The organism is Paenibacillus sp. 01T424 (assembly GCF_056398745.1).
Map to the genome: position 1 here is coordinate 1 of NZ_JBFTPZ010000015.1, position 14,710 is coordinate 14,710.

10 protein-coding genes are annotated in these 14,710 nt (G+C 46.0%); 1 reads left to right on the plus strand and 9 read right to left on the minus strand.

The window, feature by feature from the left end; all coding sequences use genetic code 11:
* Positions 1 to 876: 876 nt before the first annotated feature.
* The 8 genes from cysK to nfsA form a co-directional block, all read right to left on the minus strand.
* A complete protein-coding gene (gene cysK, locus AC1DPK_RS13605) occupies positions 877 to 1,821 on the minus strand; it encodes a cysteine synthase A (protein WP_339204702.1) in 945 nt (314 codons plus the stop codon).
* 73 nt (positions 1,822 to 1,894) lie between these two features.
* Positions 1,895 to 3,778: an ABC transporter ATP-binding protein gene (locus AC1DPK_RS13610; protein WP_477510640.1), complete on the minus strand. Its 1,884-nt coding sequence runs from the start codon at positions 3,776 to 3,778 to the stop codon at positions 1,895 to 1,897.
* Positions 3,753 to 5,516: an ABC transporter ATP-binding protein gene (locus AC1DPK_RS13615; protein ID WP_477510641.1), complete on the minus strand. Its 1,764-nt coding sequence runs from the start codon at positions 5,514 to 5,516 to the stop codon at positions 3,753 to 3,755. The genes AC1DPK_RS13610 and AC1DPK_RS13615 overlap by 26 nt, the downstream gene beginning before the upstream one ends.
* Positions 5,517 to 5,543: 27 nt before the next feature.
* Positions 5,544 to 7,385, minus strand: coding sequence for an ABC transporter ATP-binding protein (locus AC1DPK_RS13620; RefSeq protein ID WP_477510642.1), 1,842 nt, complete (start codon positions 7,383 to 7,385; stop codon positions 5,544 to 5,546).
* Complete coding sequence (locus AC1DPK_RS13625) at positions 7,382 to 7,972, minus strand: PadR family transcriptional regulator (RefSeq protein ID WP_477510643.1); 591 nt, start codon at positions 7,970 to 7,972, stop codon at positions 7,382 to 7,384. Before AC1DPK_RS13625 ends, AC1DPK_RS13620 begins: the two co-directional genes overlap by 4 nt.
* Before the next feature lie 149 nt (positions 7,973 to 8,121).
* Positions 8,122 to 9,096: an aldo/keto reductase family protein gene (locus AC1DPK_RS13630; RefSeq protein ID WP_477510644.1), complete on the minus strand. Its 975-nt coding sequence runs from the start codon at positions 9,094 to 9,096 to the stop codon at positions 8,122 to 8,124.
* 81 nt (positions 9,097 to 9,177) lie between these two features.
* The gene (locus AC1DPK_RS13635) at positions 9,178 to 10,536 is read right to left on the minus strand and encodes an LLM class flavin-dependent oxidoreductase (protein ID WP_477510645.1); all 1,359 of its coding nucleotides are present in this window, start codon (positions 10,534 to 10,536) and stop codon (positions 9,178 to 9,180) included.
* Positions 10,537 to 10,950: 414 nt separating this feature from the next.
* Positions 10,951 to 11,703, minus strand: a complete 753-nt coding sequence (gene nfsA / locus AC1DPK_RS13640; protein WP_477510646.1) for an oxygen-insensitive NADPH nitroreductase — start codon at positions 11,701 to 11,703, stop codon at positions 10,951 to 10,953.
* 287 nt (positions 11,704 to 11,990) lie between these two features.
* Here nfsA and AC1DPK_RS13645 point away from each other — a divergent pair, with 287 nt between their 5' ends.
* Positions 11,991 to 13,115: an NAD(P)-binding domain-containing protein gene (locus AC1DPK_RS13645; RefSeq protein ID WP_477510647.1), complete on the plus strand. Its 1,125-nt coding sequence runs from the start codon at positions 11,991 to 11,993 to the stop codon at positions 13,113 to 13,115.
* A 136-nt stretch (positions 13,116 to 13,251) separates the two neighbouring features.
* On the opposite strand, the gene AC1DPK_RS13650 is transcribed toward AC1DPK_RS13645, so the two are convergent.
* Entirely contained in the window at positions 13,252 to 14,637 is a 1,386-nt protein-coding gene (locus tag AC1DPK_RS13650; RefSeq protein WP_441883633.1) for an ABC transporter substrate-binding protein, read from the minus strand.
* Between the last annotated feature and the right edge of the window lie 73 nt (positions 14,638 to 14,710).

Sequence of the window (14,710 nt, forward strand, 5' to 3'; positions counted from 1 at the left end):
AGAGCCATACGCGGGTTTGTAGATGCCGATACAAAGGCTTCATTTGAAGAGATGTACACCAAGCGATATGGAAAGGCCTTACCCGAACAATCAATAATGGTCTAATGTTCCGATGGATAATCTTACTACACAAACTTCTTGACGCTACCTCAAATTAGCTGGTTTCGTGCAAATAAGACTAGAAACTAGTCTTATCCATAACTAAATCGCCCCATATTCCCGTCATAGTACTATATCAGCAAGAATAGAACTAGTTTCTAGTTCTATTCCCATCAAATTAGCTTATTTCGTGCATATAAGACTAAAAACTAGTCTTATCCATAAATAAATCGACCCAAAATACCCGCCAAAGTACTAAATCAGCAGAAATAGAACTAGAAACTAGTTCTATTTCCATCAAATTAGCTTGTTTCGTGCAGAAAAGACTAGAAACTAGTCTTATCTATAAATAAATCGCCACATATACCCGTCTAAGCAAAAAATCAACAAAAATAGATATAGAAACTAGTTCTATTTCCATCATATCAGCTTGTTTCGTGCAGATAAGACTAAAAACTAGTCTTATCCGTAAGTAAATCGCCACACTATCCTCGTCTAAGCACCAAATCAGCAAAAATAGATCTATATACTAGATCTATTCCCACCAATCCAGCTTGATAAGTGCAAATAAGTCTAGAAACCAGACTTAGACCCCATATAGGCGCATTCAACAAAGCAACAATCGCTTAGTCAATTAACCAATCCTATTAACCTAACCGCTCACTCCAAAACAGTCTGAGCCTGTAACTGCCTTACTCTCCCACCATACGCATCAAATAAAAGACAGCCTTAGGCTATGAAGCCTCGGGCTGTCCGTCCTTCTACTATTACCAAACCTCAAAGCTGCTGTTCCTGTTGATACAGCACGGTGGACAAGTAGCGCTCGCCGTTGCTTGGGATTACAGCAACTACCCGCTTGCCGGTGCCCAGCTTCTGCGCCAATTGAATAGCGGCATATATAGCTGCTCCTGAGGAAATGCCGCCTAAAATCCCTTCCTCCTTGGCCACTCTTCTAGCTGTCTCGAATGCATCATCATTGCTCACTTGAATGATCTCGTTATAAATATCGGCATCCAATATCGAAGGCACGAAACCCGCGCCAATGCCTTGAATTTTGTGCAGGCCAGGAGCACCTCCCGATAAAACCGGCGATGAGGACGGCTCAACAGCTACAATATGGATATCAGGGAAACGATCGCGCAGTACTTCGCCAGCGCCCGTAATCGTACCTCCTGTGCCCACACCTGCTACAAAACCGTCCAGCTTGCCATCAAGCGACTCCACCGCTCTTACGATTTCAGGACCCGTCGTTTCCCGATGAATTTTCACATTTGCCGGGTTATCGAATTGCAGCGCAGGAAAATAATCCGGATGTTTCTCTTGCAGCTCCTTCGCGGTGCGAATCGCCCCCTTCATCCCCTCGGCTCCGGGCGTAAGCACTAGTTCCGCACCGTATGCCCGCAGCAGATTGCGGCGCTCCAAGCTCATCGTCTCCGGCATAACAAGCACCGCTTTATAGCCTCTTGCTGCGGCTACCAATGCAATGCCAATGCCCGTATTGCCGCTCGTCGCTTCAATGATCGTATCGCCCGGCTTCAGCTTCCCTTCCCGCTCCGCCTCTTCAATAATGCTGATGGCAATTCGATCCTTTACACTGCTGCCTGGATTAAAAAACTCCAGCTTCAAATAAATTTCTGCACTTCCGTCCGGCACGACCCTGTTCAAACGAACCAAAGGCGTGTTTCCTATCAAATCCGTAATATGATTGACAACATGACTCATCTAATCTGCCTCCTATATGATGAATGGCCTAGCGGCTCGTGCCGAAAAAAGTAAATATGGCGCAAAAAGAGTTTTATACAGCAATATTGCCTTGCGAATGCTCATACAGCTCCTTGTAATGTCCGTCATGCTCCAGCAGCTCCTGATGATTGCCTTGCTCCACGATTTCACCGTGGCTCATTACAATAATTCGATCCGCCTGCATGATCGTCGACAAGCGATGCGCAATTACAATAGTTGTTCGATCCTGCGATACGACCCGAAGCGCATTTTGAATCAATTGTTCCGTATGAGAATCCAAGTTAGCGCTCGCTTCATCCAAAATAAGCACTTTAGGCTTGAACACAATAATTCTCGCAAAAGAAATCAGCTGCCGCTCACCTGCGGATAAACCGCTGCCGCGTTCTGACAGCATCGTATCATAGCCATCCCTCAGCTTATGGATAATCGTATCCGCGCCTACAAATTCACAGGCACGAATAACCTCCTCGCGAGAAATGGAATCGTCGAACATTCTTATATTCTCAATAATGCTGCCCGAATACAGATAAGGCTCCTGCTGAACCAAGCCGACTAGTCGATGCAAGGTTGATTGCGGGATATCCCTTACATCGATCTCATCTATTCTTATGCTGCCTTCCTTCACATCATAGAATCTGCATAATAAGCTGATCAACGAGCTTTTGCCCGCTCCTGTCGTACCTACGACGCCAATAAGCTCACCCGAATGGATATGCAAATCCAAATCTTTTATGATCGGAATCCCTTCTTCATAGGAGAAGGAGATCCGATTAAAATCGATTTGGCCCTTCACCTGCTCCAAGCTCAAAGTGGATATAGACGCTTGACGTTCATCCGCCTCTTCTTCGCTATCCGTCTTATGCAGCTCAATCGAATCAAGCTCACGGTCTGTAATGTCCGGCTTATTCGCGAATACGCCCCAAATTCTTGTAATGGCAACGGTAGCAGACTGCAACGTATTCCATTGCTGCGTGATCGTATTAATCGGCTGAAAAAACTGGCGGATATACGTAATAAACGCATACAATACGCCGAATTCCAGCTGGTGGCCAAGAACAGCATTCCCGCCGATCCATGTCACAAAGGCAATCGATAAATTGCTCAAAATATCAAAGGTTCGGCCAAACACAACATTCGTCCGAATTTCCCGAAGATTTGCTTTAAAATATAAGCTGTTTCTCTCGTTGAATTGCTTCTCTTGCTCCTTCTGCTGATGAAACACCTGTATAAGGTTCATCCCCGACAGGTTCTCGGCAACAAACGCTACAAGCCGGGATAGCCTCGTTCTAGCAAGCTGATAGGTCGTGCGCATAAACGAGCGGAAGGCAATCGCAATCGCCCATATGATCGGCAATAAAATCAAGCAATAAAGCGCAAGCTCCGTGTCTAATTGAAACATCATCACCATGATAAAAATGAGTGTAAGCCCATCCCTAAACAGGCTCAGCAGCACCTGATTAAAAAACTGGTTCAGCGCCTCTGTATCGCTTGAGACATGCGTAATTAAGCTGCCGCTCGACATCCGATCGAAATACCGCATAGACTGCTTCAAAATATGACCAAACAGCTGCTTGCGAATGCGCGACACGATGCTTTGCCCAATATTTTGAAGCAGATTGTTTTGCAAATAGCTAAAAAGCAAACTAGACATGGATAAGCCCAGATATATGAAACAAATGGTTAACAACCCTTTGTAGTCATTTTTGCCGGATAACAAATTGTCATCGATCGCTATTTTCATTAAAAAAGGCTGGAACAAATCAGATAAAATCGCGATTAACGTACAACAAAACACACCAATAAAAGCCCATAGATGAGGTCTCGCATACCCGAACAATGTGCGGAAGGCCGAGACATATTCCGGTTTCTGCTCCGGTTGATTCGGATCAGCCTTCTGATCTGCCTGCCAATTATGAATGGCTTGTGCCGGTCGCATGTTGACTTCCCTCCTCCTGAATCGCATGAAGCGTCGCATAGAGTCCTTGCTGCGAGAGCAGCTCTATATGAGTGCCCCGCTGCACAATCAAGCCGTCATCCATCACAATGATTTCATCCGCATGCTTGATTGCACTAATTCGGTGCGCAATAATGATCGTCGTTTTGCTGTCTCTTTCCGTTTGAATCGCTTCTATAATATCCTTCTCTGTCACCGCATCTACGGCACTGACACTATCGTCCAAAATCATAATCGGAGCATTCTTAATCATTCCGCGGGCTAAGCTTGTGCGCTGACGCTGACCGCCGGATAAAGTTAATCCGCGTTCGCCGAGCCTCGTTTCAAACTGATCAGGCAGCTCAGCGATATTATTATAAATTTGAGCTTGCTTCGCAGCTTGCTCAACCGCTTCAAGCTCAAGCTCTCGATTGGAGAAAGCAATATTTTCTCTAATTGTGGTACTGAACAAAAAGCCATCCTGCGGTACGTAGGCAACTTGAGTTCGCAAGCTTTCAAGCGTCATTCCTCTTATATCTGTTTCTCCATACCAGACCGTCTCTGGAGGCGGGTCGTAGGTGCGAAGCAGCAGCTTCATCAATGTTGTCTTGCCGCTCCCTGTTCGCCCGATGATACCAAGTGTCGAGCCTGGCTTAACGTTCAGGTTAATATTTTTCAGTACTGGACTAGACAATGGATCGTATGAAAAGGATAGATTACGAATCGTAATGCCCGCGTCTGTCAAATTCACTTCTTTCGCATTAGGAAGCTCCATAATTTCGGTTTGCTGCGACAATAAGCCGTTTAGACGCTCAAGTGAAGCGCGAGAACGTTGAATGGAATTAATGACATTGCCGATCTGCTGGAGTGGATTCATCAGCATTCTAATATAAAGCGTCAATGCAACAAAGTTGCCCAGCGTAATTTGCTTCGTGATCGTCATGTAACCGCCAAAAGCAAGCGCGACGATTAAAGAAATTGCTCCTAGAAACGGAATCAACGCTTGGAAAAAAGAAGAAACGCGCACTAGCCGCAATTGCTTCAGCCTGATCTGGTCGACCGTTTTGCCGAAGCGTTCATTCATAATGTCTTCTACCGCAAATTTTTTCGTTACACGGATGCCGCCGAATTGCTCCTCTGCCGTCTCTGTCATGAGGCCTAGAGATTCCTGCACCTCAAGCGACCGTTTTCTAATAATAGGCCCGAGATATACGACGATAAAAGGGATAAGCAGCAGCGGAAATATCGAAGCCAAAATCAAATAATAAGGAATATGGCTGACAAGCATCATCGTTATGGAAGCCACGAGCAGCATCGACGCATTCGCTGTTGAATTGACCCCCATCGAGATCGATTCCCTTACAGCTGTAACATCGTTCATAAAGTAGCTGAGTAGCTTGCCTACACCATTTTTCGAATAAAACCGTTCGCCCATTTGTGTAAAATGCTTGAATAGCCCTCTGCGAACAACAAATTCAAATTTTCTTCCTACATACATAACCAAATACATCGCGATGCCGTTAAACAGCACCTGCCCAACGCCAATAAGCAGCAGCAATAAGCTGTAATCCACAATAAGCTGGCTTGTTAATCCACCAATTTGCAGCTTATCCGTGAATTGTCCCAGTACCTTTGGAAAAAAAACGTTGATCAGGTTAGAAATCAAATGGAAAAAGAGAGAGAACAGGTAAATATGCCACGTACTCCGAAAAAAATCGGCCAACAGCCTTTTTGATTTCAAGAAGCGACCACTTCCTATTTTTCAAAATTATTGTTCTGAAACATCCTTTTGCGGGAATTGCAGCTCATAGAGCTGACTGTACCGGCCTTGATGATTGAGCAGTTCATCATGCGTTCCATGCTCGACGATTTCACCTTGCTCCAACACGTAAATCCGATCCGCCTTCTGAATCGTAGACAGACGATGCGCGATGACGAGACAAGTGCGGCCTTGCAATAATTGTGCGAGCGCGTCTTGAATATGCTGCTCTGATTCGGTATCAAGTGATGCAGTAGCTTCATCCAAAATAATAATCCGCGGATTTTTTAGAATCGCCCGCGCAATAGAAAGCCGCTGCTTCTGCCCGCCAGACAGCTTCACGCCGCGCTCGCCAATTTGCGTCTCATAGCCCTGCGGGAACGATTCTATAAAGCCGGCAGCATTTGCCGCTTTTGCCGCTGCCAACACTTCCTGATCTGTCGCTTGCAGATTGCCGTACCGAATATTCTCTTCAATAGAGCCATTGAACAGCACAATATCCTGTGATACGATGCCGATTTGCTCCCTAAGAGACGCGATCGTTATATCCTTTAAGGAATAACCATCAATCGTGATGTCGCCAGACTGTGGTTCATAAAATCTAGCGATGAGATGTGCAATGGTTGTTTTGCCAGAGCCCGAAGATCCAACAAGCGCTGTCACCTTGCCTGCCTCAAGCTCCAATTGAAAATCGTTTAACACAGTCGAATCCTTTGAATAAGCAAAATCAATATGATCAAAAACAATATGCCCGCTCACTGGCGGAAGCTTCACAGCTCCTTTCTTTTCAATAATTTCAGCCTTCGTGTTCATAACCTCCATAATGCGTTCATAAGCGGCGGCCGATTGCTGAATCGTATTAATAATGCGGCTGAAGTGACGAATCGGGTTTTGCAGCAGTCTGAGATAAGCTATAAAAGCAACGATTGTACCCACTGTCATTTGTTCTTTCATCGCAAGCCATGCGCCAAAAACAAGGACGATTGCAAGGCCAAGAAAATTAAGAAAATCAATAATAGGTTCATAAGCAGCTCGCAGGCGAGTCACCTGAATATTCGCATCCATATTTTTCTGTGTTCGTTCGGAGAATCGTTCAGACTCGTAATTCTCGGCAGTAAACGCTTTAATAAGGCGGATGCCGGTTAACGTATTTTGCAGATGATCGCTTACATCAGCCACCGATTCCTGTACCGTTCGGAACGAGGAGCGCATCCTTTTGCTGAAAAACCTAGTTGTCAAAATCATAAACGGGAAGGTCGCAAGCAGCATTAGCGTCAGCTTCCAATCGATCCACAGCATATAAACCGCAATGGCCGTAAAGGTGAAAAAATCGGTAAACAACTGCATCATGCTGGAGGAAATCATTTGCTGTAGGATGCTTACGTCATTCGTGACCCGAGACATTAAATCACCGGTACGATTGCGATCGAAGAAAGAAATGTCCAGGCTTTGCATATGGCGATACAAGTCGTTTCGCAAATTGTAAAGCACCCTTTGACCGATAGACGCCATAAGGGACGTGCTAATATAGCGCAAAGCACCGAGCGCAACAGCTGCTCCCATGACGCCGCCGCCGATAAGCAGCAGTTTATTAAAAAGCTTATTCGGAATGATGTGGTCAATCGTCAGTCTCGTTAGCTGCGGAACGATGAATTCAAGCAGCGATATGGCGATAACGCTGGCAACTGCTGCAATCAATGCGGGCAATTGTGTCCGCGCATGCGCATATATTCGTATAAACATGCTGTAAATGCTGGCAGGCTTTACTTTCTCGCCTGTTCCGAATTTTCTCATGCCGCCCATTCCTGCCCCGCCTCGAAACGCCGGCGCTGAATTGTGCTGCTCTCTCATATCGCGCCGCCTTCTCTGCTGTCACATTCGGATTCTGTTGTGATTTGGCGAAGCGATACTCGAAGGTCATCCAGGATGACGCGCAGCTGCGCAGCTTTGCTCGGATCAGTGACAGCCGCTCGTTCTGCAGCCTTCAGCAAATGCAGCAGCTCCTTGCCAGCAGGCGTCAATCGACGGTTCGGCTTTCTTCTCTCAAAGGGAGCGCCTTCGTCTTCGGATTCACTCTGCTCAGGGCGTTCCATTCCTGTTGCAGCATTATCGTTCTCCTCCAGCAAATAAGCTCTGCCTTCCTCAGTAATCTCAAACACCTTTTTGCCGTCTTGCTTGGAGGACTCTACAAATCCTTGATCCCGCAGCATCTGCAGCGTGGGATAAATGGAGCCAGCACTTGGTTTATAGGTGCCTCCTGATTGCTCCTCAAGCGCCTTCATCATTTGGTAGCCGTGCATGCCCTCCTGTTCAAGCAGTGCCAGCAAAGCATATTTGACTCCGCCGCGGCTGAAAAAACGTCTGCCCGAGCCGTGTCCCTCCCTCTCATTCGCATGATGTAAAAACAATTGTTCCTCTGGCTGCCATTCTTTCGTCATTGTGCAATCTCCTTCGTTAACGATATATCGTATTAATTTACATACTATACGATATATCGTTAACAGGCAATTACTTCTTGCGATTTCATGACAAAGTCCAGTAACGAGATGCTCTTTACTGGACTTTGCTCATTTTCGGCCAGAGATGATTAGAATGAACCTCGTGTAGATACAGGGCCGTTATCGATAACCGCTGCAATACGTTCTAGTGTCTCATGATCAAGTTCAATACCTGATGCCTTCACGTTTTCTTCGACCTGATCGGGACGGCTTGCACCAATCAAAGCGCTGGATACGTTCGGCTGGCGCAAAATCCATGCTAATGACAGTTGACCTACCGTCAGCTCCAATTCGGATGCGATTTCCTTCAGCAGCTCAACCTTCGCCAGCTTTTCCTCCGTTATGCGGTTTTTAAAATTTTCTTGCTTGGCGGCTCGCGACTCTTCTGGTACTTGTTGATTGGATGAGTACTTCCCTGTGAGCAGCCCCTGTGCAAGCGGCGAGAATACGACCTGCCCGAAGCCTTTTTTTATGCCTAGCGGTATGATCTCCTTCTCGATGTAGCGCTCGAACAAATTATAGATAGGCTGATTCACGACGATACGATCTAGTAAATATTTGTCTGCTATGGCGAACGCTTCAGTTATTTGAGCAGCCGTCCATTCACTGACGCCGACATAATGCACCTTGCCTTGACGGACTAAATCTTCAAAAGCGCGCAGCGTTTCTTCAAGCGGCGTCTCCTGATCAAAGCGATGGCTGTAGAACACATCTACGTATTCAAGTCCAAGCCTCTTCAAGCTTGCATTTGCTGATTCAATAACATGTTTGCGAGAGAGTCCGCGATCATTCGGTCCATCGCCAATTTTTCCATAGACCTTGGTCGCCAGCACATAGGATTCACGGGGATAAGCACGCAGCGTTTCTCCGACTACTTTCTCGGCTTCGCCCTTCGCATACACATTAGCTGTATCAAAAAAATTAATGCCAAGATCATACGCCGTTTGAATCGACTTCACGGCATTTTCACGCTCGACATAACCGCCATACGTCAGCCAGCTCCCGAGACTAATCTCACTAACCTTTAATCCGCTTGCGCCTAAATTTCGATATTGAATCGCCATATGAATAACCTCCTCAAATGTATACAAACGTTAGTTTTCAGCTGCGGCAGCGGAATGAGAGCTGCTGCCTCGTTATGGAAATCAGCCGTTTATCTTTTCTGCTTCCCTGCTTAAAGCCCATATCGCTTTATGTTTGTTTTCCGGCTTTTCCAGCCCTAAATTCTCGCGCAGCGTTTTGCCCTCATAGGACGTTCGGAAGAGTCCGCGATTTTGCAGCTCAGGAACGACCTTATCAACAAACGTCTCCAACCCGCTGTAATAAATATGCGGCAAAATATTAAAGCCGTCCGCGCCGTTATTTCTAATCCAGCTTTCAATGAAATCAGCCGTTTGCAGTACAGAACCCGTAAACGATACATGACCATGACCGGCTGCGCTTCGAGCAAGAAACTGCCGAATCGTCATTTTGTCTCGTACCGCGGCATCCACCACTACCTCCTGCCGGCTTGTAATTCCTGTCGTTATCGTTCCGTATGGCTTTGCTTTATCGACAGGAACAAGACTATCAAGCGGATATTCTGACAAATCGACTGTAAAATAGTTTGAAAGCCGCTTTAACGCTTGCTTCGTATTCAGCAATCCATTAAACTCGTCTTCGATATCGCGGGCTTCTGCTTCCGTATCAGCAACAATTGGACTAAGCCCTGGCATAATAAGCAGCTGATCCGGCGTCCTTCCATGCTTCTGCAATCTTCCCTTCACATCCGTATAAAACGCCTGGGCAGCACCTAATGTTTGCTGTGCCGTAAAAATAACATCCGCTGTTTTGGCTGCCAGCTCCTTGCCGTTTTCCGAGGAGCCCGCTTGCACTAGAACCGGATACCCCTGCGGTGGCCGAGGGATGTTAAGCGGTCCTTTTACCGTGTGATATTTGCCCTTAAAGTTAATTTCGTACACTTTGCTTTTGTCCAATGAGACATCTGCGGCTCTGTCATAGATCAGCGCATCCTCTTCCCAGCTATCCCAAAGCTGCTTCGTCACCTCAACAAATTCATCGCCAATTTCGTAGCGCTTTTGCACGTCTGGGTGCTCCGTCTTATTGAAGTTTTCAGCATCATCTTGCGAATGCCCCGTTACAATATTCCAAGCAGCCCGCCCTTTGCTGATATGATCCAGCGAAGCGAATTTCCGCGCTACATGGTAAGGATCGTTATAGGTTGTACTGACGGTTGCGATAAGCCCAACATGCTTAGTCAGCGCAGCAAGCCCAGAGAGAAGCGTAAATGGCTCCAGTCTCCTGCCAAGTCCGGAATAATTGTCGGCTGTAAACAAAGAATCAAACAGCCCTCTTTCCGCTATCTTTGCTATGTTCGCATAATACTCCAAATCCAAATCTTCCTTTGGATTCGAATCCGGGTGTTTCCACGCGGCAGAATGATGACCCGCTCCACGCAAAAACACGTTAAAATGCGCCTTCTTGTCCCGCTTAATCTCGCTCATTTGCCATCCCTCATTTTCGGTTCATTATGAAAACACTTTAAGTTCAATGCTGCTGCTCAGGCATCGTTTCTTCACCACGATATTTGGTGCCATTGGAGTACTTAACAGGAATTTCTCCTGTTCATTCAGCGGAATTCGAATAGAAAAGAGAGTTAACAGGAATTTCTCCTGTTAATTTAGACATTTGCTGATAAAATCGCTTATTTCCGCCTATTTAAGAGGAACTTTTCCTGTTAAATGGCACCAATCTGATTAATTCTCAAAATTAGCTGGAGTTTTTCACGTTAGATTAATAAACAAGATAAGAATCCAAATAAAATGAGTCTAACTAAATAAAAAGAGACTTAGCTTATCGTCAGCTAAATCTCCGGTGGTCCGGTCGTATGGTATGGATTGTGCCTTTTATAAATAAATTCATTTCAGCTTGAACCCTTGACCTACAAGGAAGTCATGCAAATGATCACGCAGCCGGTCCGACTTAAACCTTCTTAACATTTCACGAGACCACCTTGTTTCCTGCTCTCCGCCTTTGCCTCCACCTTTGCGCGTAGCATAATACTCCCGAGTGATCGAATCGTAAGCAATAATTTCATCCTCCAACCCGCTCTGCTTATACGTTTCTTGATGATAGACAGCTGCGAGCGGCAATCTTGGACGAAGATCAGGCTCTTGATCAGGAACGCCTACGCACATGCCAAACACCGGATAAACAAGCTCAGGCAGTTCAAGCAATTTAGTTATTTCTTGAGGATTATTGCGAATTCCACCGATATAAACGATCCCATAACCAAGCGACTCCGCAGCGATTGCCGCATTTTGTGCAGCTAGTGTCGCGTCAATCGTTCCGAGCAGAAACAGCTCCACGTTCTGACGAAGCTCTACATCCTCATGCAGCCTTGCTGCCAATCTGACTTTATTTAGATCGGCACACCAGATGAGAAACACCGGACTTTCAACTATTTGCTGCTGATTGCCAGCAAGCTCCGCAAGCTTTCGTTTCCGCCCAGAGTCCTTTACAGCAATTACGCTGTAAGCTTGGATATTGGATGAGGTGGAGGCTGCTTGCCCTGCCAATATGATTTGTTCCAAATGCTGCTCAGGAATGGGGGAGTCTTTATATTTGCGGATGGAGCGATGGTTTTTTAATAAATCAATAACTTCATTCATTGCTTTACCTCCTCTACATGAATAAGTGCTCTTGAAACAAAAAAACCGAAGACACAGATCAACTGTTGTCTCCGGTTTTCCGGTAGAACTATAATTCCGATTATTCAAACTGTTTTAGTGTGAAAAATGTACTGAAAATTTATCACGTAATAAATCTTTTGTCAATCATCATTGTTGTTCGCAATATGATTTGTCCTACCTTTTTGAAAAAAGTGTATTGCAAAACACATTATTCTTAGTATAATACTCAGCATAAAATCAAACTAACTCTAATGGAGGTGAAATCTGTGGTTGATCTCATCATTATTGGCGCCGGCCCCTACGGAATTTCACTTGCTGCTCATGCAGCCGCAAGCAAAATGTCCTATGTTATTTTGGGCAAACCTATGTTTTTCTGGAAGGAGCAAATGCCGCAAAATATGTTCATTCGCACCCATCCCCGCTACATCAGTCTCTCCGATAAGGATGATGAATTCACCATTGAACGATTTAGCTGCGAAACCGGCATAGAACTGCAGCCTCCCTTTCCTCGTCCTCATTTTGTTGATTATGCCTTATGGTTTGCCAAACAAACCGACATCTCCTTCACATCGGAGCACGTATCAGAGCTTCATTATTCATCCTCAGGCTTCAGCGTGATCACTCACGAAGGTGAGCAATATCAAGCCAAGCATGTTGTCATAGCTACAGGTTTGCAGCATTATAGCTACATCCCTCCAGTACTAAGCTCGTTGCCGCCTCAGCTCATCTCCCACACCTTCGCTCATCGTGATTTTAAGCCCTACGCAAACAAGAAGGTAGCTGTTATCGGCAGCGGCCAAAGCGCTTGGGAAGCTGCCGCACTGCTTCATATGGCTGGAAGCGAAGTTGAGCTTTTGTTCCGGCGTGACGCCGTTCAGTATTCAAGCGAGGATAATGTCGAATCTGGCCAGAAGCTCATCGACTCCGCTGAACAGTTCTATCTACAGCCCGACCAGCTCAAGGCGGAGCGGCGAAATACACCGCGTCAAAGCAGTGTTGCTCCTTTCTTAAAGCCCTACGTAGAAGGGAAAGTGACGATGACTGGCGGCGCAGCCATTACACATGCAGAAGCTACGATTGATGGCAAGGTGCTGCTTCAGCTTGGAAACAATGAAACTCGCCTCGTCGATCATGTTATTGCCGCTACCGGCTATCAGATCAATCTTGACCAAGTACCTTTTCTGCCGCCCCATGTATTGCAGCATATCGAGCGAGAGCCGTATTCTAATGCAAAATTCCCTCTGCTAAGCGCGCAATTTGAAAGCAGCATACCTGGACTTTACTTTGCCGGCCCACTAGCGACCTTTACTCATGGTCCCGCTTTCGGCTTCGTTGCAGGCTTACGCCAAGCATGCCGATGCATTATTCCTCATATCCAGCAGCATACGTAATAAAGCAGGGGCAAATGAATGTTACATTCACTTGCTCCTTCGCTTTCCTTCCTTAACGCATTCCAATTTACTTAAATGAACAGCACAAAACAAAGGGGCCGCATTTTACGCTGCACCTTTGCTCTGGCTCTCTAATCTACTTATCTCCTATTGTCGTTCGGAGCGTTTCAACGTCTTTATTGATGGCCTCCGTTGCTTTGCGAATCGCAGAGTTTACATCCAACCCGTTGATGGCTAAATCCTCAGCCGCCTCTGTCAATCTTGTCGTTATTTCTAGCTCGTAGGGATGAACATAATGCTCCTGCAGCGGCTCGCCAATAAACACATTTTGCACCGTTTTACCCTGCAGCACTGGAATGTCCAGTCCATATTCCTTCTCCAGCTCTGGATTAATAACAGCCGGAACCCGGCCATTTCTAGATAAAATCCGCTGGCCCTCATCCGATAAAATTTCAGCAATGACTTGGAAAGCTTCATCCTTATGCTTGCTCTGGCTGTTCACCGAAAGCGAATGAATTTGCGCCTCCCTAGTTTTGCCCAGCTGGTCGCTAAAGTTTGGTGCCGGAGCGAAATCCCAATTAAACTCAACGCCCTGCTGACGCAGCTCCTCCAGCGGACCGATCATATTCGCCAGCCAAGTTACCCGCATGCCGATAATTTGATCCTTCATAAATTGATCGCGTCCCCAGTTCCAAGTATGATCTGGCGTTACGTAACCAGGAATTTCAAAGATGCGCTTATTAAGCTCAAACACGCGCAGCCAGTCGGGCGTATCGAGTGCAGCATTTCCCGTGTCATGATCGACGTACGGCAGGCCCAGCCCTTTGGCTAGCCCCGTTAGGTTATCAACCGATAGACCAATATACTGCACGCCATTCTCCGTACGAGTCAGCTTTGCAGCAATATCCAGCACCTCATCCCAGGTCAGCTGTTTTTCTGTAGGATACGGAACACCAAACTTATCAAAAATATCTTTATTATAGTAGAGGATATGCTGATTGGAGTTAAACGGAATCGCATAGATTTCGCCTCCCTTGTCTTTCGTTATATCTTTGATGTAGTCATACAAAATCGGTTTGATCCGGCTCTCATCAAAATGATGGCGTTTAATCAGCTCTCTCAAATCCTCATAGGCGCCCGTTCGAATAATGCGCTGATGGGACGAAGAGGAGGAATAAATAATGTCTGGAACATGTGTGGAAAGCACTTCTTCATTTGTAGTTGTTGCTGCAGGCGTTATTCTTTCGATGGTTACATTTGGATATTTTTTCTTAATCGGGTCCGCGATGAGCGTATTAAATTCCACGTCTGGAAAAGTACCGCTCGTGCTGAAAAGGGTTAACGTGAGCGGCTCGTCGCCAAGCTTTTTAAAGTCCGCTTCTTCCGCTACGGCTGCGTTCGTTTCTTGCTGCTTATTTGCATTGCTCCCAGCCTTATTGGCCGGTGTATTATCCTTACTGGCACAAGCCCCCAATAAAGCAAACAACATTAAAATAACTACGCCTATCGTAAGTTTTTTCATGATTAAACTCTCTCTCCTCTATCATGAGGTACAGCTGTGTCGTTTAATAGCCAACAAGCTCTCACCTAGTCTT